Below are 21,725 nucleotides of genomic sequence, written 5' to 3'. Positions count from 1 at the left end.
AACAGATAGAAAATTAAATTGTATGAAAAAGATAATCTATTCTTTCATACTCTTATTAATAGGGGTTGGAACATTAAACGCTCAATCAGCAAAACAAATCTTAGACAAAGTTTACGCTAAATATACCAACGCAAACTCGTATTACATCAAATTTGATTTTAGCCATAACGCAAATGGAAAATCAACAAGTCGTTCGGGAGAAGTTTTTGCAATGAAGCAAAAATTTAACTTGAATGTAGGCGATATCAACCAAATTTTTACAGGAACTAAATTATATACAATTGCAAAAGATGACAAAGAAGTAACTATTTCTGATGCATCTAACACAGATGATTTCTTAACACCAACTAAAGTTTTGAATACATATCGTACAGATTTCAGCTACACTTTAACAGATAAAAAAACGGTTGGAGGAAAAACAATTCAGTACATAAAATTAATGCCAACTAAAACTTCAACAATCAAATATTCGGTTTTAGGAGTCAATACAGCGAATAATGAAATCTACGATTACAAGGAATATGGTAAAAATGGTGATACAACATCAATCATTGTAAAAGATTACGTTCAAAATTTACTTATTCACAAAAGTTACTTTAACTTTGACCAAAAGAAATATAAGTCGCAAGGCTATATGATTACTCAATTATAATCAATGTTAAAAAAACTTGACTGGTATATAATCAAGACCTTTTTAGGTCCATTTTTTTTCATATTTAGTGTTCTATTTTTCATCTTTATCGTGCAATTTGCATGGCAACAAATGGAAAAATTTGTTGGAAAAGGTTTAGAATGGTACACTATTACCGAATTACTTTTTTGGTTAGGAATTAACGTTATTCAGCTTGTATTACCGCTTACAATCCTTTTGGGGTCTATTATGACCATGGGAGGTTTTGGAGAACGATACGAATTAGCTGCAATGAAAGCTTCTGGAATTTCACTTACCAGAATCCTTGCACCATTGTTTACGTTAGTTGCTTTAATGTCTGTCGGATTGTATTTTTTCGGAGACAAAGTAATGCCTTATTCCCAACAAAAAGCGCGAACAATGTACTTCAATATCTTACAAACCAAACCAACGGTAAGTATGAAAGAAGGCGTTTTTATCGAAACCGTTCCCGGATTTCAGATGAAAATAAATAAAGTTTCGGGTGAAAATTCAGAAAAATTAGAAGATGTTTTTGTTCATCAAAATGCACCGTTTGGTGAAAATACGATGACAATTATTTCTAAAAGAGGAAATCTTGCGCCAGACAAAAACGATAATCATTATCTAAAAATGGAACTTTTTGATGGAATTGCTTATACCGACAACATCAAAAATAAAAACTTTGATCAACGCAAACGTCAAGAAAATCAATATACTAAATTTGATACATTAAACTATTATATTGACATTTCGGATATTTTAAATTCTGGTAAAGACGAAGACCCAGGAAACTCTTATAAATATTTGGACGGAAAAGGTTTAAGACATCTTATCGATTCATTAAACACAGATTATAAGAAGTATTACAAAGATTTGAAAACGAATATGTTTAATCAAAACTATTTCTATTCAATCAAAATAAAAGATATTGATACGATAAAAACAAATATGATTTTTGACTTGAAAGAGCGAAATCGTCAAGAACAAGATCAAGTGCTTAATCAAGCTATACAAATGGTAAATCGTGATCAAGAAAATATGACGTTTTCTGAACAAGAAATTGTAAACAGAGAAAAGTTATATTCAAAAGTAAATATTCATTACCAACGAAATTTCTCGTATGCAGTAACATGTATTATTTTCTTTTTGATTGGATCATCATTAGGTGCAATCGTAAAAAAAGGAGGAATTGGAATGCCAGTTGTCATCTCAATTATCATTTTCGTTATTTATTTCATTCTTAATTTCTCGGCAGAAAATATGGCGAAAAACGGAAAATTAGATCCAACTTTTGCCGCTTGGGCAGCTAATATTATTGCGCTTCCGTTCTCTATTTTGTTTAGTTACAAAGCCAATCAAGATTCTGGATTATTTGATATCAGTATTTACGTTGATCCAATTGTAAAATACTTTAATAAGTTTAAGAAAACAAACAAAAACGAGGAGCATTCTCGTTATCAATAACATAAAACAATGGAAAATAGATCATCTCAATTAAACACAATTGAAGAAGCTTTAGAAGATTTAAAACAAGGAAAAGTTATCATTGTAGTTGACGATGAAGATCGTGAAAATGAAGGAGATTTCCTATGTATCGCCGAATTTGCAACGCCAGAAGTTATTAACTTTATGGTTACGCACGGACGCGGATTAGTTTGTACACCACTTACACAACAAAGATGTAAAGCATTAGGTTTGGACCTTATGGTTGGGCACAATACTGCAATTTACGAAACTAATTTTACGGTTTCTGTGGATCTACAAGGTCACGGATGTACGACAGGAATTTCGGCTTCTGATCGTTCTAAAACTATTCAAGCTTTAATTGACAAAAATACAAATCCAGATGATTTAGGAAAACCAGGACATATTTTCCCATTAATTGCAAAAGATGGTGGAGTTTTGGTTCGAATGGGACATACAGAAGCTGCTGTTGATTTGGCACGCATGGCAGGATATTATCCTGCTGGATGTATTGTCGAAATTTTGAAAGAAGATGGAGAAATGGCTCGCTTGCCAGAATTGTTAGAGATTGCAAAGAAATTTGATCTTAAAATTGTTTCGATTGAAGATTTGATTGCTTACCGATTAGAAAACGAATCATTAGTAAAACGTATCGAGCAATTTCCTGCAAAAACAAGATTCGGAGAATACGAATTAATCGCTTATCAACAAACAACAAATAATCAAGTTCACTTCGCTTTGAAAAAAGGAAAATGGACAAAAGATGATGTAGTTCCAGTTCGTGTAAAATCGACAAATAGCTACTATGATTTGTTTAGCGCTTTACAAAACGGCGAAACACCATTGTTAGAAAAAACAATGAACATCATTAATGAAGAAGAAAGAGGTGTTGTGATTTTTATTAATAATATTCAAAATTCTGAATTGATTGAACAAAAATTAGAGATTTTCAAAAGTTTTTCTGAAGGAAAATCAAAATCTGGTGTTTTACCAGCCGATGAAAAAGATCATGGAATTGGTTCTCAAATCATCAAAGATTTAGGCATCCAAAAAATGAATTTAATTACGCGTACTTTAGAAGAACCACATACAACACAATATGGTTTGGAAATTGTAAAATGTACTAAATTGTAAAAGATAATTTGTCCAATATATACAAAAGCAGTTCTGAAAAGAGCTGCTTTTTTTTTGTAGATTTAACTACTAATTATCACACCTATGAAAATAAAATTAATTACTTCTACAATCATTTTAATTATCATACTTTGTTTATCATGCTCAAAAGAGACCTGTAAACTTTTTTATGACTATGATGAAATAGAATGGTATAATTACAAACGTAATTTAGATAACATTCCTCCTGATTTAAAAAATAATGAATTTTTAATTGAAGTATTTCAAGGCACTACTTTTACAAAAATTAAAGATGTTAGTAAATTAAATTATTTATCAATAGATGATTTTAATAAATCTATCGTTCCTAATTCTAAATATGAACAATTAAATAAATTATTTTGTTACAACGAAAACAAAGGAATTGAAGGATTTACTACAGCTTGTATACCATTTTATAATGATATTTTGGTTTTCAAATAAGAAAGCAAAATAGTAGAAATAGCTAAAATTTGTTTCAAATGTTAGCAATCAACTTTTACAGAATCTAAAAGTAACACAGCAGCTTTTGGGGCATTTGATGAAATTATAAAACTAGAGAAAATACTGTATTCTAAATAAAATTTTCTGAAAAGAATTATTTAGCACAAAAAATTATTACAATAGAAAAAATTGAAACCGAATTTATTATTGATGATGGATTTACTTCTCCTAAAATAATTTCTAACTCTAATAATCTTTATTTAAATTTTAGAGTTGATGATGAAAACTATGATACAATTACTTTAAAATTTCTTAACAATCATCTATACAAAATAAATTATCCAGGAAATGAAACTCTTTATTATCATCCTTATAGTATTTACGGAATTAATTCGTCTGAGATTTATTTGATTAAAGATTCAGATTGGATAAATGAATTAAAAGAAATCGATAAAAACCATCCTTATTTTAATGAGGATAAATGGAATTCTTTAAATCATTATGTAATTACTTTTCACGATGATTTATTCGAGTGCATTGCTAAAAGCTTTGAAATTACAAATGATATAAATTTTGATATAAATGTATTATAAAAAAAGCTTCTCGCGATCGAGAAGCTTTCTTATTAATAATCACATAATATTTAATGTGCATAGCGTTTACGAGAAACAAAATGCAAAATTTTTTGAACTAATTTCGTGTTTTTGTATAAATTCCAATTCATTAATAAAACACTGAACAAAATTACTGCCAAACCATAAATCTGCAAATGAGTTACGACATCATCTGTAAAAAAATAACTCAATGCAACCGCTACAATCGGATTAACATAGGCATATGTAGAAACTTCCACAGCTGGACGATATTGTAACAACCAAACGTAAGAACCAAAAGCTAGAATAGAGCCAAAAGTTGTTAAATAAGCCATTGCCAACCAATCTTCTGTCGCTACATTCGCAAAATTGAAATTAGCATATTCTCCATTGAAGATTGCAACTGTATTAAACAAAACACCAGCAGTAATCATTTGCCAAGCCGTTTTGACCATGATGTTCAAATCTTCTTTTGGCTTTGTAACTTCTTTTTTCTGCTTTTCTGTTACATATTTTGAATACAAAGAACCTAACGTCCAAGCAATCGAACAAAAGATCAGAACAATCAACCCAATCATATTTAAGAACTGCTGATCTGCATCTGCGTGCACAGTGGTTGTTTGTTCATAGAATAACATCAGAACTCCAACAAAACCTAACAAAACACCTAAAATCGTAGGAATACTTGAAAAATTTTGTTTCCATTTCGGTTTATCTAAGACAATAAACCAAATTGCTGCCGATGCTGCCATAATTGCAACAATTCCACTTGGTAAAAATTGTTCGGACCAAATAATCCCAGCCATATCAATAAACAACAACATAAAACCTGTAAACATACATTGTTTCACAATTTGTTTATCCCACAGCTTGTAACCTTTCAACTTACAATATCCCATCAACATTGTGCTCGCCGCAATAAAGCGAAACGAACCCAAAATAAACGGACTAAAACCATGCAAAGCCTTATCTATAAAAAAATAAGTTGATCCCCAAACTACATAAACCACGAAATATGCTGCAATAATCAGCCACTTACTTGGTTGATTCCCTTTCATTCAATCTCTATTTTTTAAATCGTTGGTATAACGATATTTTGTTCTTCTTTTATTGTTTGTAAAACTATAGTTGTACGCGTAGAAGTGATTCCGCCAATTTTACTCAAATGTTTGCGCATCAATTCCACCAAACCTTCGTTATCAGAAGTTCTCACTTTGATTAGATAACCATCTTCTCCAGCAATATCATGAACCTCTAAAACTTCTGGAATTTCGGCAAGTTGTCTTCCTACTGTTTCATCACCGATAATATCTACGGTTTTGATAAACATATACGAAAGTAATTTTTGTCCAACTGCCACTGGATTTATTTTTGCGTGATAAGCCAAAATAACTTGCTTATTTTCAAGCTTTTTCACACGTTCTAATATTCCAGAAGGTGCCATTCCCAATTCTCTTGCGATATCTGCATTGTTAATGCGTGCATTATCTTGCATTAATCGCATGATTTTCAAATCAGTAGCATCTAAATTAAATTCTATCTTTTCCATTTCGACTGCAAAATTAAGACTATTTTGAATAATATTCAAAAAATATATTAAAATTTGTATCTTATTCTTGATATTATTTTAAACTGTAAATTAAATTCATTTTAAATTCCAAAAAAAACATCTTTATTCAAAAGAAAAGGCTGCTCAAAATTGAGCAGCCTTTCTATTATTTTAAAAAATTTTGGTTAGAGAATTAGTTTCCTCCTTCTTCCATTTTCTTTTTCAATGCAGCTAATGAATCAATATCTCCTAATGTAGAAGTTTCGATTGTGTTAGATGAATTGTTGTTGTTATTGTTATTAGATGATCTCTCAGCTTTAACTTCTTCCTCACGGAAAGTTGCTGTATGAGAAACTACTACACGACGGAATTCTTTGTTGAACTCGATAACTTTGAAAGATGTTTCTTCACCTTTTTTGATACGAGATCCGTCTTCTTTCTCTAATGTACGAGCTGGAGCGAAAGCTTCAACGTCAGCATCTTCAAATTGAACTGTAGCACCTTTGTCAAATACATCAACTGCAACTCCTGTGTGAACTGTACCTACTGCATATTTAGCTTCGTACTGATCCCATGGATTTTCAGTTAATTGTTTGTGACCTAAAGATAAACGACGAGCTTCTACGTCTAATTCTAAAACTACTACGTCTAAGATATCATCAACTGCACAGAATTCTGATGGGTGTTTGATTTTCTTAGTCCAAGATAAGTCAGAGATGTAGATTAATCCGTCAACACCTTCTTCTAATTCTACGAATACACCGAAGTTAGTGAAGTTACGAACTTTACCTTTGTGAGTAGAACCTACTGGGTATTTAGTTGTAATATCTGTCCAAGGATCTGGAGTTAATTGTTTGATACCTAAAGACATTTTTCTTTCTTCTCTATCTAAAGTTAAAACTACTGCTTCAACCTCATCACCTACTTTTACGAAATCTTGAGCAGAACGTAAGTGAGTAGACCATGACATTTCAGAAACGTGGATTAAACCTTCTACACCTGGAGCAACCTCAACGAATGCACCGTAGTCAGCTAAAACAACTACTTTTCCTTTAACTTTATCACCAACTTTGATATCAGCATCTAAAGCATCCCATGGATGAGCTTCTAATTGCTTAATACCTAATTGGATACGAGATTTATCTTCGTCGAAATCTAAGATTACAACGTTGATTTTTTGTCCATCTTCTAAGATTTCAGATGGGTGATTGATACGAGACCAAGATAAGTCAGTAATGTGGATTAAACCGTCAACACCTCCTAAGTCTACGAATACACCGTAAGATGTGATGTTTTTAACTTCACCTTCTAATACTTGTCCTTTCTCTAATTGAGCAACGATTTCTTTTTTCTGAACTTCGATATCAGCCTCGATTAACGCTTTGTGAGAAACTACTACGTTTTTGAATTCTGGGTTGATTTTAACAACTTTGAACTCCATAGTTTTTCCTACGAATTGTTCGTAATCACGGATTGGTTTAACATCGATTTGAGAACCTGGTAAGAAAGCTTCAATTCCGAATACGTCAACGATCATACCACCTTTAGTACGAGCTTTGATGTAACCGTTAACGATTTCTTGAGAATCGTGTGCTTTATTAACAGCATCCCATGCATTTAATGTACGAGCTTTTTTGTGAGATAAAATTAATTGACCATTTTTATCTTCACGTTGATCAACCATTACTTCAACAATATCCCCAACTTTCAAGTCTGAGTTGTAACGGAATTCGTTTAATGAAATAACACCTTCTGATTTGAAGTTGATATCTACGATAGCTTCTTTATCTGTAATACGTACAACTTGTCCTTTGAATACTTCATTCTCATGTAAGTCTTCTAAAGTTGTATCGTACATTTGCTCTAATTCAGCTTTTTCTTTACGATCTTCTTCGTTTAATCCTGATTCGAAAGATTCCCAATCAAATGATTCTGGCGCTACGTTTGCATTAGCAGACGCATCTAATACTGGAGTGTTTAATACAACTTCTTGTACCTCCTCTTGTTTTGTTTCTTTAGACATAATTCTAAAAATTTGTATCTCAATCTATTTTATTTCGGAATCTTCAAATGCAAATAAATGACCGAGAGATGTTTAACTTAATAATTAATCGCTTGATTCCTAAACCATTTTAGCGAGTGCAAAGATAAACAATTATATTTTAATATTTGGAATAATTTTAGATTCAACTCAAAGAAATTTAAGATTTTATAAAGAAATTACACACTTGTTTATTCGTAACTTGTAATCGAATCTCAACTTTATGGATAGTCTAAAGAAAATAAAACGATTTTCTAAAATCGTAAAAGTCGTTTCTAAATATGGTTTTGAAGAAATTCTTTCTCGCGGAAACGATTTATTTCATTCTGACCAAAACAACGAATTTTTCAACCAATCATTCAATCAACGTTTCCGAATGGCTTTGGAAGAACTTGGTCCGACCTATATAAAATTTGGACAATTATTGAGTAATCGAAAAGATTTGGTTCCCGAATCTTTGGTTGAAGAACTAAAAAAATTACAAGATAATGTTCCGCCAGAAGAAATTGACATCAAACAAAAAATTAGAGACGAATTTGGAATAGAACCTGACGAACATTTTCTTTTTATAGAAGAACAACCTTTTGCTGCAGCAAGTATTTCGCAAGTTTATCGCGCAACTTTATTAAATGGTGAAAAAGTTGTTTTCAAAGTAAAACGATCTAATATTCAGAAAATAATTGAATCTGATTTAGCCCTGATTCGAGATATTGTTCATTTTTTGGAAAAAAAATATGAGAAACTTCAAAAATTATTCATTTCTGAAATCGAAAAATCATTTGAAAATTCAATTCTGAAAGAACTTTCATTAACTAATGAATTTCAAAATATTGAACGATTCAGGAAAAACTTCGAGAATAGTAAAGATGTTTATGTGCCAAAAACGTACGAAGATTATTCGAACAACAATTTTCTTTGCATGGAATTCATAGAAGGTTTCAAGGTAAATGATGTTGAACAGTTAGAAGCTTTAGGAGTTGACCCGAAAAAAATCGTACAGAAAGGTTTTGATATTTATTTGAAACAATTACTTGATGATGGATTTTTTCATGCTGATCCACATCCCGGAAATATTTTTATTTTAAAAGATGGACGTTTAGCTTTTATAGATTTTGGTTCGATGGGAATTTTAGCCATCAACGAAAAAGAAGCTTTAGAAAATGTAGTGATTGATTTTGGATTAAAAAATCCGAAACGAATTGTTCGTTCACTCAAAAAAATGGCAATTAAACATTATATCGAAAACGAAAAACAATTAGAACGTGATATTGCAGATATTTTCGATTATTTAGAATACAATACTGTTGATACGATAGAAGTTCAAATCATCATCAAAAAATTCAATCATATTCTGCAACGAAATCATGTTTTATTACCCGAATATGTTTACATTTTACTACGCGGAATTGCACTTATAGAAGGAATTGGACAACAATTACATGCTGATCTTAATGTACAACGTTCAATGCGTCCGTATGCGGTAAAATTGGCTCGACAAAAATTTCATCCAAAATATTTGAGTAAAAAAGCAATTGATAATTTCAAAGATATTCAAGATTTAATCAACGATTTACCAGAAGACACCTTAAAATTAATTGAAAAAGTAAACAATGATAAATTGGCTTTAAACTTCAAGATTGACCAAATAGATAATATTCAGAAATTAATAAAAGATAGTATCAATAAACTTGTTTTAGCTATTCTTACTTTAGCTTTTGGAATTGGAGCAAGTATGCTTGCGAATACGACTGTTCGTCCCATAGTTTTGGATATGCCGTTACTTTCTTGGATTGGCTATTTGTTATCTATTTTTACAGCTGGTTGCATCATTATATTGGTTTTTAGAAAGAAATAATTTTAATCCTAATTTCATAAAAATAAAATAGCCACCTCAATGAGGTGGCTATTTCTATTGTAAGCTATTCAAGAATTATTTTTTCTTTTTTGTAGCTGGTTTTACAACTTTAGTTTCTGTAACTACCGCTGTTTTTGGTAATACCTCAACACGTCTGTTTTTTTGGTAACACTCTTCAGTGTTTTCAGTACATAATAATTGAGATTTTCCTAATCCACGAGGAGTTAAACGAGCTTTATCAACTCCACCTCTTTCAGCTAAAATATTAACTAACGCTTGAGCACGTTTTAAAGATAATGTTTTGTTGTAAGCATCTTTACCTCTTTGATCAGCATGTCCGTCAATGTAGAAGTTTTTCGCTTTTAAATCATCAGAATTTAAAATTTGAGCTGCTACACGTACGTCTTCGTAAGAAGAAGGAACAATTTTATCAGAGTTGTACTCGAATAAGATGTTAGATAAACGTTTTGCTACGTGAACTTCTGTCCATGGACATCCGTTATTTTCTTTTGGTCCTTTTTCTGTTGGACAAGCATCATCTTTATCAGGAATACCATCTCCGTCTGTATCAGGACAACCTTGGAATTCAGCTAAACCTGGTTCGTTTGGACAAGCATCATCTTTATCTAAGATTCCATCACCATCTGTATCTGGCCAAGGACATCCGTTATTTTCTACTGGACCAGCAACTTCTGGACAAGCATCATCTTTATCTGGAACTCCGTCACCATCTGTATCTGGACAACCTTGGAATTCAGCTAAACCTGGTTCGTTTGGACAAGCATCATCTTTATCAAAGATTCCGTCTCCATCTGTATCTGGACATCCGTTTGTAGCAGGATCTCCTGTAGCGATACCTGGAGTATCTGGACATGCATCTTCGTCATCAGGAATACCATCATTATCTCTATCTTGTTTTCCGAAACGAAAAGTAACACCTACTGTGTGTTGGAAGAAATCGAAATAATTGTTTCCTCCGTAAGCTGGTAACCAGTTGTAATCAGAAGCAACATTTAAACCGAAGTTCTTAGTAAACCAAAAGTTAATACCACCTCCTAAAGAAGCTACAAAGTGATTTTTCTCTAAATCTTCTGCTTCAGTAATTTGGTATGTACCTCCATTTTCGTTACCGTAGTAAGCTGTCAATGGAAATTGTAATCCTGTGTAATCGTATCTGTGGTAACCAGCACCTACACGGATATATGGATCAAACCAAGAATCTTCTTTTAAGATATAACCATTAGCTAACTTATAACGTAAACCTAAACCAGCGTTAATGAATAACTCATCTTTAATAGCTAATCTGTTGTTATCAACTTCACCTACAGAAGCAGTTAAATCAACATCAAAAGATCTGTTTAAGTTACGAATAATAGATAATTTAGATAAAGGAGGAACGATATCCCAATTATCTGTTTTGAAATACTGGTTGAATGGTCCAGTCACTGAGTTGTGATCAACTGCGTGAGCACCAACTGTAATTGCCCAAGGATTCTTAGAATTCTGAGCATCTACAAAAGAATTACCCGCTAGGAATAATACTACTGCAGATAATAATAGATTAAACTTTTTCATTATCAAATATTTAGCGTTTTAAATATATTAAATTTTACTTAATTTTATACAATTATAAGACAAATTTAAGAATTCTTTATCATTCTATCCAAATCTCTTTTCAAATCTTTTCCTTTTATTGTGTTTCTTTTGTCAAAAAGTTTCTTCCCTTTTGCCAAATATATCTTCAATTTTGCCAACCCTTTATTGTTTATAAATAGCGTGGTTGCTACAATCGTTAATCCAGTCTCTTTCGTTTTGCGTTCTAATTTTCTCAACTCAGATTTTTGTAATAAAAGTTTTCTGTCTCGTCTAGTTTTATGATTAAAGTATGTTCCCCAATCATATTCGTCAATAAACATATTGACAATATAGAGTTCTCCATCCTTCATTTGACAAAAACTTTCGGTAATCGAAGCTTTTCCCATTCGGATAGATTTTATTTCAGTCCCAAATAATTGGATGCCGGCTTCGTAAGAATCTAATAATTCATACTCAAACCTTGCACGTTTATTCTTAATCGTAACTTCTTTCTGCACTTTATTTTATTCCAATTAAAATTTGTAACTTTGCCGGAAGGTCAAACAAACATCATACCAAAAATTATGTTAAATGTTTCTAATTTATCGCTTCAATTCGGCAAGCGTGTACTTTTCGACGAAGTTAATATAAAATTTACAAATGGCAACTGTTACGGGATAATTGGTGCCAATGGAGCAGGAAAATCTACTTTCTTAAAAATATTATCAGGTGAAATCGATCCAACTTCAGGACAAGTTAGTCTTGAAAAAGGAAAACGTATGTCTGTTTTAGAACAGAATCACTTCAAATATGACGAATATACAGTATTGGATACTGTTTTACGTGGAAATAAAGTATTATACGATATTAAAGAACGTATGGATGCTTTATATGCTAAACCAGATTTTTCTGAAGAAGATGGTATCAAAGCAGGAGAATTAGGTGTCGTTTATGAAGAAATGAACGGATGGAATGCAGAATCTGATGCTGCTACATTATTATCGAATGTAGGAATTGATTCGGATATGCATTATACATTAATGGGAGATTTAGATAATAAAGCGAAAGTTCGTATTTTGATTGCTCAAGCTTTATTTGGAAATCCTGACGTGTTAATCTTAGATGAGCCTACCAACGAATTGGACGTTAATACAATTCAATGGTTAGAGGATTTCTTAGGTAATTTCGAGAATACTGTAATCGTTGTATCGCACGACCGTCACTTCTTAGACGCAGTTTGTACGCATATTTGTGATTTAGATTTCTCTAAATTAAACCTATATTCTGGTAACTATACATTCTGGTACGAGTCTTCTCAGTTAGCTGCAAAACAACGTGCGCAACAAAACAAAAAAGCAGAAGAAAAGAAAAAGGAATTACAAGATTTCATTGCTCGTTTCTCTTCTAACGTTGCTAAAGCAAAACAAACGACTTCTCGTAAAAAAATGATCGAGAAATTAAATATCGAAGATATCAAACCTTCTTCTCGTCGATATCCAGCACTTATCTGGGAACAATCGCGTGAGGCTGGTGATCAAATCTTAGAAGTAAACAATTTATCTGCTTCTGTAGATGGAGAAGTTTTATTTAAAGATGCGAACATCAACTTGAAAAAAGGTGATAAAATTGGTATTTTCTCTCGTAACTCGAAAGCAGTTTCTCAATTTTTCGAAATTCTTTCAGGAAAAGCTCAGCCAGATTCTGGAGATTTTACTTGGGGAATTACAACAACACAAGCGTATTTACCTTTAGATAATACAGATTTCTTCAAAGAAGATATCAACTTGGTTGATTGGTTACGTCAATATACAGAATCAGACGATGAACGTCACGAAGAATTTATGCGTGGTTTCTTAGGGAAAATGTTATTCTCTGGAGACGAAGCTCTTAAAAAATCTTCTGTTTTATCAGGAGGTGAAAAAATGCGTTGTATGTTCTCTCGCATGATGTTATTACGTGCAAACGTATTATTGTTAGACGAGCCAACAGGTCACTTAGACTTAGAATCGATTACAGCATTGAATAATTCTTTGGTTAATTTCAAAGGAACAATTTTAATGGGTTCTCATGACCACGAATTGATTCAAACAACTTGTAACCGTATTATCGAGTTAACTCCAAACGGAATCATCGATCGTTATATGACGTATGATGAATTCTTAGATGATCCAAAAGTAAAAGAATTAAAAGCAAAATATTACGCTTAATAATTTCTTTCACCATATTTCTAAAAATCCAGAAGGTTCTACTTTCTGGATTTTTTTATTCATAAATTATTCTATCTTTGAGTTAGAATTTTTCGCATGATTCAACTTCCTACCATATTACTTTATCTCGTTATTGCATTGATTATTTTTCTAATCATTATGATTACATATTTAATCCATTCATTAAAATCTGAGAAAAAAATAAGTCATGAACAAACGCAGCGTTTAGACAATTTATCTACAAAAGTTGACGAGTTAAAACTAGAGTCATACGAAGCAAAATTGAATCCACATTTGTTCAAAAACATACTTAATTCTATTCAGTCAAATGCTTATCAAACCTATTATACTATTGATAAATTGGCAAATGTGTTGGATTATATTTTGTACGAAAGCAAAGACAATTTTGTGACGATAAAAGATGAAATAGATTTCACTAAAAACTTTATTGAAATTAATAAAGTAAAAGTTTCGCCTTTGTTTGATTTTCAAGTTAAAACGAAAATTGATGAAACTTCACCTTATTATCAAGAAAAAATTATCTTACCTTTATTAAGTATTGATTTTATTGAAAATGCTTTCAAACACACCGATTTTCAACAAGCCAATTCATTTATAAAAATTATGCTTGAACTGAATAATAAATCATTTCAAATTCAGGTAATGAATAAAATTTCTCCAAAAAATAGTTTGAAAAAAGAAACTGGCGGACATGGAAGTCAATCATTAGAACACCGCTTGAAAATGGTTTACGACGACGATTTCTCACTTTCTAAAACAATTGAACAAGATATTTTTGTAGCCAACTTAAAAATAAATCTACATGAGTTTTACACTAAAATGCATACTAATTGACGACGAAATTCTTGGGTTAAAGTACCTGAAAATGTTGTGTGAACAAATGGAAGACATCGAAGTTGTGAAAGCTTATGTTGATCCTGAATTATTCATTAACGAAATCGAAAATCTTGATTTTGACTTTTGTATTTTAGATATCGAAATGCCTAAAATTAATGGTTTACAAATCGCTAATTTATTAAAAGAAAAACCGTTTATTTTTTCCACTGCTTATAAGGAATATGCTGTTGATGCTTTTGATTTAGATGCGACAGATTATATTCAAAAACCAATCAAAAAAGAGCGTTTACAACAAGCTGTTGACAAAGTAAAAAAACGTTTGCAAAATAATTTTTCGACACCAAATAATTTTGTACAATTAAATTCGGATAAAGGAAAAATTTTGTTGCAGTTTAATCAAATTTTGTACATTACAACTTCTAGTGTTGACAGCCGTGATAAAGTGGTTTATTATCAAGATTTATCGTTCTTGATTTTAAAAACATTACACTTGATTCATTGTCAGAAATGTTACCCGAAAAAGATTTTGTTCGCATCAATAAACGAGAAATAATTAGCTTACATCATATTAAATATTTTCACTCAGACAATGTTACTTTAGATGTTTTATCAAAAGAAAATAAAGAAATTAATTTGGTGTTAAGTGAAGTTTACAAAGCTAATTTTATTGCTCAAATTTCAATTTGATTACAAAAAAAATCCATTTCATTACATTTTACTCAAGTTTAAAAAATATTGATATTTTTCTGTAAATTAATTTCTGACTTTTGTTGAAAATTAACGCCATGAAAAAATCGACAAGAAATTCAATTTTTTATATCGTAACCATTCTACTTTGTTCAATCATGATGTATTTTATTGTGATTAAAGCAGAAGAAATGGAAGCTGGAAAACATGTTGTTCATGCTGCAAATGGAAGCAATTACTTCAATGATTTCATCAACAGTATTACACACAATATTGGACACCCTCTTGCTATTTTATTAGCACAAATTGTGACCATTATATTTACCGCAAGAGTTTTTGGATGGATATTTAATAAAATTGGACAACCAACTGTAATTGGAGAAATTATTGCAGGTATTTTCCTTGGTCCTTCTTTCATTGGAATGCATTTCCCAGAGTTTTTTGGTGATCTTTTCCCAAAAGAATCGTTAGGAAACTTAGAATTTATCAGTCAAATCGGTTTGATTCTATTCATGTATGTCATCGGAATGGAATTAGACCTGAAAGTGCTAAAGAAAAATGCACAAGACGCCATAGTTATTAGTCACGCAAGTATCATTATTCCATTTACACTTGGTTTGGCTTTGGCTGGATTAATTTATATGGAATTTGCTCCAGAAGGAATTAACTTTTTATCATTTGCCCTTTTTATCGGAATTTCGATGAGTATTACAGCCTTTCCCGTTTTGGCTCGTATTGTACAAGAACGCGGAATTAGTAAAACTCGTTTAGGTTCTATTGTAATTACTTGCGCTGCTGCCGACGATATCACGGCTTGGTGTTTATTAGCTGCGGTTATCGCCATCGTAAAAGCTGGATCATTCGTCAGTTCATTATATGTTATTTTACTAGCTATTGTTTACGTTATCGCGATGGTTCGTTTCGTTCGCCCTTTTCTAAAGCGCATTGCAGACGTACATTCGAGTAAAACAACGCTTACAAAACCTATCATAGGAATCTTTTTCTTGGTCTTAATTATTTCTTCATACTTAAGCGAAATCATTGGAATTCATGCATTATTTGGAGCTTTTTTAGCTGGAACAATTATGCCAGAAAATGTAAAATTCAGAAATTTATTCATCGAAAAAATAGAAGATGTTTCATTAGTTTTATTACTTCCACTATTCTTTGTTTTTACAGGTTTAAGAACGCAAATTGGATTATTAGATAGTCCACATTTATGGCAAACAGCGGGATTGATTATTTTGGTTGCTGTAACAGGAAAATTTGTTGGAAGTGCAGTCGCCGCAAAGTTTGTAGGACAAAATTGGAAAGATAGTTTGACCATCGGTGCTTTGATGAATACACGAGGTTTGATGGAATTAGTCGTGTTAAACATTGGATATGATTTAGGTGTCTTAACACCAGAAGTTTTCGCTATGATGGTGATAATGGCTTTGGTCACAACTTTTATGACAGGTCCAGCTTTAGATTTAATCAATTGGATTTTTCGAAAACAAAAGACAGAAAATGAACTTTCTGAAATTAGTCAAAGTCAGAAATATAAAATATTAATTGATTTTCAAACACCTGAAAAAGGTGCTGAATTGTTACGAATAGCTAATAGCTTTATCAAAAAACAAGACGAAAACTCACTTGTTTCGGCAATTCATGTGATGAAAAGTAGCGAAGTGCAACATTTCAATCTTGAAGATAGAGAAGCAGAAATTTTCGAACCGATTATTGAGGTTTCCAAAGAATTACATCAAGATGTAACGACAATGTTCAAAGTTTCTACAGATATGGTTTTTGAGACAATTGATATTGCACAAAAAGGTGATTACGATTTAATGTTGATGGGTGTTAGAAATTCTATTTATTCGGGTTCGTTATTAGGAAATATTTTAGGATTTACGACAAAAATTATCGATCCAGATATTTTGATTGGTCAAGTTACTGGAAAAGAAAACATGTTTGATCATTCAATTTTCAACGAAAGAACGAAACAATTATTGAACAAATCAACAGTTCCTGTTGGAATTGTTTTGGACAAAAATTTTACTAAAGCGGAGAAAGTTTTTCTTCCTCTTTTTGGAAATAAAGATGCCGATTTACTGAAATATGCACAACGTTTAATATCAAATAGCGAATCTCAAATTATTATTGTAGACGTAAGCGGTTACACGAAACGTCATTCAGAAGTAAAAGAAATTATTCGTAGTATCGAAAATATTGCTCCAAATCATATTAGTCTTTCGTACAAACAACAATTGGATAAAGAGTTTTTGGATGAAATGGATTTGATGATGATTAGTATGGAAAGCTGGAAAAACCTTATCGAAACGAAAAGCATTTGGATTTCCAATGTACCAACCACTTTGATTATTTCTGAGTAGAGGAAAATTAATTATATTAGTGGTTTTTAATGATAGATTTAGATTAAATATTTTTTTTATTTTAGTTGTACAAAAAAATAAAATCTACAATTTAATAAACCTAAAAAAAATGTATAAAATTTTATTACTTAAACTTACTTTAATTATTTCAACAATCTGTTTTGGTCAAAAAATAATTGTTAATAACCAAGAGTATACAGGAAGATTGACTTGGGATGATTTCAAAGGGAAAATTGACAATAACTCTTCTTTTACAGCTTACACTTCTTATAAGTTTCGTACAAAAATAGAAAGTGTAAAAACTGAAGGGGATTCAATTACCATCAATGGTTTTGAAATTATCTTAGAATTAGATCAAACTAAATCGTGGGCAAAAATGAATAAAGTCACAGACAATCTATTGATTCATGAGCAAGGACATTTTGACATAGGAATTTTAACTATTAAAGAAATATTAAAAAAGTATAAAACAACAAAATTTACTACGAGTAATTTCAATATAACTCTTCAAAATTTAATTAAAGAAGTTTCAAAAAAATATAATGATATGGCAATTAAATATGATAAAGAAACAAACCATTCTGCAAATGTAGTTCAGCAACAAAAATGGAACATTTTCTTTTCTAAACAGTTATCTATATACGATTAATCTTTAATAAGAGTTTAAACAAAAAAAATCCGTTCAATAGTTTTGAACGGATTTTTTTTATCTTAATTAGAATAAACTCTTAAACATCAATTTTTGCATAGTGTGCATTTTTCTCGATAAACTCACGACGAGGCGGTACATCATCACCCATCAACATAGAGAACACGCGATCTGCTTCTGTCGCATTATCAATTGTTACTTTACGCAACGTTCTGTGCTCTGGATTAAGAGTTGTATCCCATAATTGCTCTGCGTTCATTTCCCCAAGACCTTTGTATCGTTGAATTGTAACTCCTTTACCAGAACCATCTGTAGAAAATTCTGCAGTTAAACGTTCACGATCTTTTTCATCCCAAGCATATTCTGCTTTCGCTCCTTTTTTGATTAAATATAAAGGTGGCGTTGCAATATAAATATGTCCTTGCTCAATCAATTCTTTCATGTAACGGAAGAAGAATGTCAAAATTAATGTCGCGATGTGAGAACCGTCGACATCGGCATCGGTCATAATCACAATTTTATGATAACGCAATTTCGAAATATTAAGCGCTTTCGAATCTTCTTCAGTTCCAATTGTTACACCTAAAGCTGTATATATATTTTTAATCTCTTCGTTATCCAAAACTTTGTGCGCCATCGCTTTTTCAACATTTAAGATTTTACCACGTAATGGTAAAATTGCTTGAAAATGACGATCACGACCTTGTTTTGCCGTTCCTCCGGCAGAATCTCCCTCGACTAAGAATAACTCAGACTCTTCTGGTTTACGAGAAGAACAATCCGCTAATTTTCCTGGCAATCCACTTCCTCCCATTGGGTTTTTGCGTTGTACCATTTCACGAGCTTTCTTCGCTGCCTGACGAGCTTTTGCTGCTAAAATTACTTTATCAACAATTTGTTTTGCTTCTGTTGGATTTTCTTCTAAGAAATTCGTTAACATTTCTGCCACGATTTTATCAACCGCAGGAGAAACCTCAGAGTTTCCTAATTTCGTTTTCGTTTGACCTTCGAATTGAGGCTCCATTACTTTTACCGAAATCACTGCTGTTAATCCTTCACGGAAGTCATCTCCAACGATTTCAACTTTTTCTTTTGCAAGATTAAAGTTTTCTTCAGCATATTTTTTCAATGTACGTGTCAATGCACGACGGAAACCAGATAAATGTGTTCCACCTTCGTGTGTATTGATGTTATTTACATACGAATGTACATTTTCGTTATACGATGTATTGTATCGCATTGCAACCTCAACTGGAATTCCATCGCGTTCACCTTCCATGAAGATTACTTTGTCCATAATAGATTCGCGGCTACCGTCGATAAACTCAACAAATTCTTTTAATCCTTCTTCAGAATGAAAAGTTTCTGTTACAGGATTTCCATCAGCATCTTTTTCGCGTTCATCAACCAATACAATATTGATTCCTTTGTTCAAGAAAGCTAACTCACGCAAACGATTTGCTAAAGTAGAATAGTTATATGTTTGTACTTCTTGGAAAATTGTATCATCTGGCGTAAAAGTTACTGTTGTACCACTTTTATCAGTCGTTCCAACTTCTTTTACATCGTACAAAGGTTTCCCTTTCGAATATTCCTGAATATATTGTTTTCCGTTCTTGAAAACTTCTGCCGATAAATGGTTAGAAAGTGCATTAACACACGAAACTCCAACACCGTGCAAACCTCCAGAAACTTTGTACGTATCTTTATCAAACTTACCACCTGCACCAATTTTCGTCATTACAACTTCTAATGCAGATTTTCCTTCTTTTTTATGTAAGTCGACAGGAATACCACGTCCGTTATCTTCGACACGAATCGAGTTTCCTTCTAAAATTGTTACCTTGATTGTATCACAGTATCCTGCTAAAGCTTCATCAATAGAGTTATCAACAACCTCGTAAACTAAGTGGTGTAATCCTCTAACTCCGACGTCTCCAATGTACATCGATGGACGAAGACGTACGTGCTCCATTCCTTCTAACGCTTGGATATTATCCGCCGTATATGTGTTATTACTCATAATATGTCTCTAACTTTTTAAAACAAACAAATATAGTGAATTTTGACGAGAAAACCTCTTAAAAAGAACTTAAAGTATTGGATAAAATAACGTTTTAAAATTTAATTTTTGGATTAATTCAATAATTATTGTGTTTAAACTTTTTTACTAAGCAAAACGTGATATAACTCTTTAATCTCTTTTTATTTTCATTTTTTTCTTGATAAAAAAACGAAACAAAAAAATCAAGGTTATAAATCTTTGACTAAAAATTATCAACACTTCGATAATGATTTAAAAATTCACATACGTTCATTAAATCATTTATAACCTACGCTTATTCAATTTTATTAACGTCAAAGCTTTAAATACCATTATTTTTAAACCTTAAAAAAAAGAAAAATAGCTGAATAATTAAAAATCACTATTTGAAAGTTTAAACAAGATTATTGTTAAAATAAAAAACCGAAATCAAATTGATTTCGGTTTTCAAGTATATAATTTCTATAAATTAAATATCTTTCTTTTCTAAATAAACGACTTTCTTCGTTTCGAAGAAATCTTCGTCAAAAAAGTTTTGAATATCAAACAAAACAGCATTTGGAAAACCTGCTAATTCTTCTGTCAAATCACCTCCTTTTAGATATAATAAGCCATTAGGAAAAGGATTAATCGCTTCTTTTTTAAATTTTCCTCGAATCCATTCTGCGAATCTTGGCATTGCTGTCACCGCACGAGAAACCACAAAATCGTATTTATCTGTTAATTCTTCGGCACGTTTTTGTTCTGCTTTTACGTTCGTCAAACCTAAACCGTCAGCCACACCTTTTACAACCTTGATTTTTTTTCCGATAGAATCTACCAAATGAAACTGAACATTCGGAAACAAAATTGCCAACGGAATTCCTGGTAAACCACCTCCAGTTCCTACATCCAGAACAGAAGAACCATCTGCAAATTCCATCACTTTTGCAATCGCTAAAGAATGTAAAATATGGTTCGTATAAATTTCATCAATATCTTTTCGAGAAACAACATTGATTTGATCGTTCCATTCTTTGTACAAATCACCAACTTTCGAAAATTGTTCGATTTGTTTTTCCGTTAAATCAGGAAAATATTTTAAAATTAAATCAATCATTGCTTAAATAATTTCTGAAACTCGCTGACAAACGTAATCTAACAACTTTGTATCGTCTTCTGTAAACGGATTAATTTTATGCGAATCGATATCAATTTGACCAATATTTTCTCCATTTTTGAAAATTGGAACAACAATTTCAGCTTTCGTTTCAATTGAACAAGCCAAATAATTATCTTGTGCATAAACGTCTGGCACAACAAAAGTTTCGTTAGATTCTGCCACTTGCCCACAAATTCCTTTACCATAAGGAATTATTGTATGATCGGTAGCTGCACCAACATAAGGTCCAAGTTTTAGTTCATTTTTATCTCCATTCTTGAAATAAAATCCCACCCAATTATAGTATTCAACTTCGTCACTCAACAATTGACAAATCTTTTGTAATCTATCTTCCGTAGAAATTGCGCTATCAATTATGACATCCACGCGTTTATGTAAATCTTGCATTTTGTTACTTCTAAAAAAGCAAATTTATTGA

At 31.7% G+C, this 21,725-nt stretch carries 19 protein-coding genes; 11 read left to right on the top strand and 8 right to left on the bottom strand.

Features of this window, described 5'->3' with window-relative positions; translation table 11 throughout:
- Window positions 1–22: 22 nt before the first annotated feature.
- The 4 genes from lolA1 to HXZ69_RS07580 all read left to right on the top strand — a co-directional run bounded on the left by lolA1 (window position 23) and on the right by HXZ69_RS07580 (window position 3,712).
- Window positions 23–652 carry an outer membrane lipoprotein periplasmic chaperone LolA1 gene (gene lolA1 / locus HXZ69_RS07595; RefSeq protein WP_286495542.1) on the top strand — a complete coding sequence of 210 codons (630 nt, stop codon included), beginning with the start codon at window positions 23–25 and terminating at the stop codon, window positions 650–652.
- A gap of 3 nt (window positions 653–655) precedes the next feature.
- Window positions 656–2,116, top strand: a complete 1,461-nt coding sequence (locus HXZ69_RS07590; protein WP_286495541.1) for an LptF/LptG family permease — start codon at window positions 656–658, stop codon at window positions 2,114–2,116.
- Window positions 2,117–2,125: 9 nt separating this feature from the next.
- Window positions 2,126–3,250, top strand: coding sequence for a 3,4-dihydroxy-2-butanone-4-phosphate synthase (gene ribB, locus HXZ69_RS07585; protein WP_286495540.1), 1,125 nt, complete (start codon window positions 2,126–2,128; stop codon window positions 3,248–3,250).
- Between the two features lie 84 nt (window positions 3,251–3,334).
- Window positions 3,335–3,712 carry a hypothetical protein gene (locus tag HXZ69_RS07580; protein WP_286495539.1) on the top strand — a complete coding sequence of 126 codons (378 nt, stop codon included), beginning with the start codon at window positions 3,335–3,337 and terminating at the stop codon, window positions 3,710–3,712.
- A gap of 643 nt (window positions 3,713–4,355) precedes the next feature.
- Here the strand turns inward: HXZ69_RS07580 and HXZ69_RS07575 are convergent.
- The 3 genes from HXZ69_RS07575 to rpsA all read right to left on the bottom strand — a co-directional run bounded on the left by HXZ69_RS07575 (window position 4,356) and on the right by rpsA (window position 7,877).
- Entirely contained in the window at window positions 4,356–5,363 is a 1,008-nt protein-coding gene (locus tag HXZ69_RS07575) for an EamA family transporter (protein WP_286495538.1), read from the bottom strand.
- A 14-nt stretch (window positions 5,364–5,377) separates the two neighbouring features.
- On the bottom strand, window positions 5,378–5,854 hold the full coding sequence (locus tag HXZ69_RS07570) for an Lrp/AsnC family transcriptional regulator (RefSeq protein ID WP_038332665.1): 477 nt from the start codon (window positions 5,852–5,854) through the stop codon (window positions 5,378–5,380).
- A gap of 193 nt (window positions 5,855–6,047) precedes the next feature.
- Window positions 6,048–7,877 (bottom strand): 30S ribosomal protein S1, encoded by a 1,830-nt coding sequence (gene rpsA, locus HXZ69_RS07565; protein WP_221854522.1) that lies wholly within the window; start codon window positions 7,875–7,877, stop codon window positions 6,048–6,050.
- 241 nt (window positions 7,878–8,118) lie between these two features.
- Between rpsA and HXZ69_RS07560 the strand changes: the two genes are divergently transcribed.
- Window positions 8,119–9,750, top strand: a complete 1,632-nt coding sequence (locus HXZ69_RS07560) for an ABC1 kinase family protein (protein ID WP_221854521.1) — start codon at window positions 8,119–8,121, stop codon at window positions 9,748–9,750.
- Window positions 9,751–9,825: 75 nt separating this feature from the next.
- Here the strand turns inward: HXZ69_RS07560 and HXZ69_RS07555 are convergent, their stop codons facing one another.
- Together HXZ69_RS07555 and smpB are read right to left on the bottom strand one after the other, a co-directional pair.
- Window positions 9,826–11,325: an OmpA family protein gene (locus HXZ69_RS07555; RefSeq protein WP_286495536.1), complete on the bottom strand. Its 1,500-nt coding sequence runs from the start codon at window positions 11,323–11,325 to the stop codon at window positions 9,826–9,828.
- A 65-nt stretch (window positions 11,326–11,390) separates the two neighbouring features.
- Complete coding sequence (gene smpB, locus HXZ69_RS07550; RefSeq protein ID WP_038332657.1) at window positions 11,391–11,843, bottom strand: SsrA-binding protein SmpB; 453 nt, start codon at window positions 11,841–11,843, stop codon at window positions 11,391–11,393.
- Between the two features lie 66 nt (window positions 11,844–11,909).
- Here smpB and HXZ69_RS07545 point away from each other — a divergent pair, with 66 nt between their 5' ends.
- From HXZ69_RS07545 to HXZ69_RS07520, 6 genes are all read left to right on the top strand, one after another.
- A complete protein-coding gene (locus tag HXZ69_RS07545; RefSeq protein WP_038332655.1) occupies window positions 11,910–13,532 on the top strand; it encodes an ABC-F family ATP-binding cassette domain-containing protein in 1,623 nt (540 codons plus the stop codon).
- A 159-nt stretch (window positions 13,533–13,691) separates the two neighbouring features.
- Window positions 13,692–14,387: a sensor histidine kinase gene (locus tag HXZ69_RS07540; protein WP_286495534.1), complete on the top strand. Its 696-nt coding sequence runs from the start codon at window positions 13,692–13,694 to the stop codon at window positions 14,385–14,387.
- Window positions 14,388–14,418: 31 nt separating this feature from the next.
- A complete protein-coding gene (locus tag HXZ69_RS07535; protein ID WP_286495533.1) occupies window positions 14,419–14,943 on the top strand; it encodes a LytR/AlgR family response regulator transcription factor in 525 nt (174 codons plus the stop codon).
- The gene (locus HXZ69_RS07530; protein WP_286495532.1) at window positions 14,898–15,077 is read left to right on the top strand and encodes a hypothetical protein; all 180 of its coding nucleotides are present in this window, start codon (window positions 14,898–14,900) and stop codon (window positions 15,075–15,077) included. The genes HXZ69_RS07535 and HXZ69_RS07530 overlap by 46 nt, the downstream gene beginning before the upstream one ends.
- Before the next feature lie 98 nt (window positions 15,078–15,175).
- A complete protein-coding gene (locus HXZ69_RS07525) occupies window positions 15,176–17,452 on the top strand; it encodes a cation:proton antiporter (RefSeq protein WP_286495531.1) in 2,277 nt (758 codons plus the stop codon).
- Between the two features lie 109 nt (window positions 17,453–17,561).
- Window positions 17,562–18,101, top strand: a complete 540-nt coding sequence (locus HXZ69_RS07520; protein ID WP_280035481.1) for a DUF922 domain-containing protein — start codon at window positions 17,562–17,564, stop codon at window positions 18,099–18,101.
- 79 nt (window positions 18,102–18,180) lie between these two features.
- On the opposite strand, the gene gyrB is transcribed toward HXZ69_RS07520, so the two are convergent.
- The 3 genes from gyrB to HXZ69_RS07505 all read right to left on the bottom strand — a co-directional run bounded on the left by gyrB (window position 18,181) and on the right by HXZ69_RS07505 (window position 21,694).
- On the bottom strand, window positions 18,181–20,124 hold the full coding sequence (gene gyrB / locus HXZ69_RS07515) for a DNA topoisomerase (ATP-hydrolyzing) subunit B (protein WP_286495530.1): 1,944 nt from the start codon (window positions 20,122–20,124) through the stop codon (window positions 18,181–18,183).
- 490 nt (window positions 20,125–20,614) lie between these two features.
- Entirely contained in the window at window positions 20,615–21,241 is a 627-nt protein-coding gene (gene rsmG, locus HXZ69_RS07510; protein WP_125349806.1) for a 16S rRNA (guanine(527)-N(7))-methyltransferase RsmG, read from the bottom strand.
- Window positions 21,242–21,247: 6 nt separating this feature from the next.
- Window positions 21,248–21,694 (bottom strand): XrtF-associated fRMsr-like GAF protein, encoded by a 447-nt coding sequence (locus HXZ69_RS07505; RefSeq protein ID WP_038332644.1) that lies wholly within the window; start codon window positions 21,692–21,694, stop codon window positions 21,248–21,250.
- Window positions 21,695–21,725: the final 31 nt, after the last annotated feature.

Origin of the sequence: Empedobacter sp. R132-2 (assembly GCF_030324375.1) — a bacterium.
Taxonomy (GTDB): domain Bacteria; phylum Bacteroidota; class Bacteroidia; order Flavobacteriales; family Weeksellaceae; genus Empedobacter; species Empedobacter falsenii_B.
The sequence above is the reverse complement of the archived record's forward strand: the minus strand, read 5'-3'. Positions and strand labels throughout refer to the sequence as shown.

Bases quoted from the DNA above. Each gene is read 5' to 3' on its own strand.
- ribB (WP_286495540.1), top strand. From the start codon at position 2,126: ATGGAAAATAGATCATCTCAATTAAACACAATTGAAGAAGCTTTAGAA.
- HXZ69_RS07555 (WP_286495536.1), bottom strand. From the start codon at position 11,325: ATGAAAAAGTTTAATCTATTATTATCTGCAGTAGTATTATTCCTAGCG.
- HXZ69_RS07505 (WP_038332644.1), bottom strand. From the start codon at position 21,694: ATGCAAGATTTACATAAACGCGTGGATGTCATAATTGATAGCGCAATT.
- gyrB (WP_286495530.1), bottom strand. From the start codon at position 20,124: ATGAGTAATAACACATATACGGCGGATAATATCCAAGCGTTAGAAGGA.
- HXZ69_RS07545 (WP_038332655.1), top strand. From the start codon at position 11,910: ATGTTAAATGTTTCTAATTTATCGCTTCAATTCGGCAAGCGTGTACTT.
- HXZ69_RS07535 (WP_286495533.1), top strand. From the start codon at position 14,419: ATGTTGTGTGAACAAATGGAAGACATCGAAGTTGTGAAAGCTTATGTT.
- lolA1 (WP_286495542.1), top strand. From the start codon at position 23: ATGAAAAAGATAATCTATTCTTTCATACTCTTATTAATAGGGGTTGGA.
- HXZ69_RS07570 (WP_038332665.1), bottom strand. From the start codon at position 5,854: ATGGAAAAGATAGAATTTAATTTAGATGCTACTGATTTGAAAATCATG.
- HXZ69_RS07575 (WP_286495538.1), bottom strand. From the start codon at position 5,363: ATGAAAGGGAATCAACCAAGTAAGTGGCTGATTATTGCAGCATATTTC.
- HXZ69_RS07520 (WP_280035481.1), top strand. From the start codon at position 17,562: ATGTATAAAATTTTATTACTTAAACTTACTTTAATTATTTCAACAATC.
- HXZ69_RS07540 (WP_286495534.1), top strand. From the start codon at position 13,692: ATGATTACATATTTAATCCATTCATTAAAATCTGAGAAAAAAATAAGT.
- HXZ69_RS07530 (WP_286495532.1), top strand. From the start codon at position 14,898: ATGTTACCCGAAAAAGATTTTGTTCGCATCAATAAACGAGAAATAATT.
- HXZ69_RS07590 (WP_286495541.1), top strand. From the start codon at position 656: ATGTTAAAAAAACTTGACTGGTATATAATCAAGACCTTTTTAGGTCCA.
- HXZ69_RS07525 (WP_286495531.1), top strand. From the start codon at position 15,176: ATGAAAAAATCGACAAGAAATTCAATTTTTTATATCGTAACCATTCTA.
- HXZ69_RS07580 (WP_286495539.1), top strand. From the start codon at position 3,335: ATGAAAATAAAATTAATTACTTCTACAATCATTTTAATTATCATACTT.
- rpsA (WP_221854522.1), bottom strand. From the start codon at position 7,877: ATGTCTAAAGAAACAAAACAAGAGGAGGTACAAGAAGTTGTATTAAAC.
- HXZ69_RS07560 (WP_221854521.1), top strand. From the start codon at position 8,119: ATGGATAGTCTAAAGAAAATAAAACGATTTTCTAAAATCGTAAAAGTC.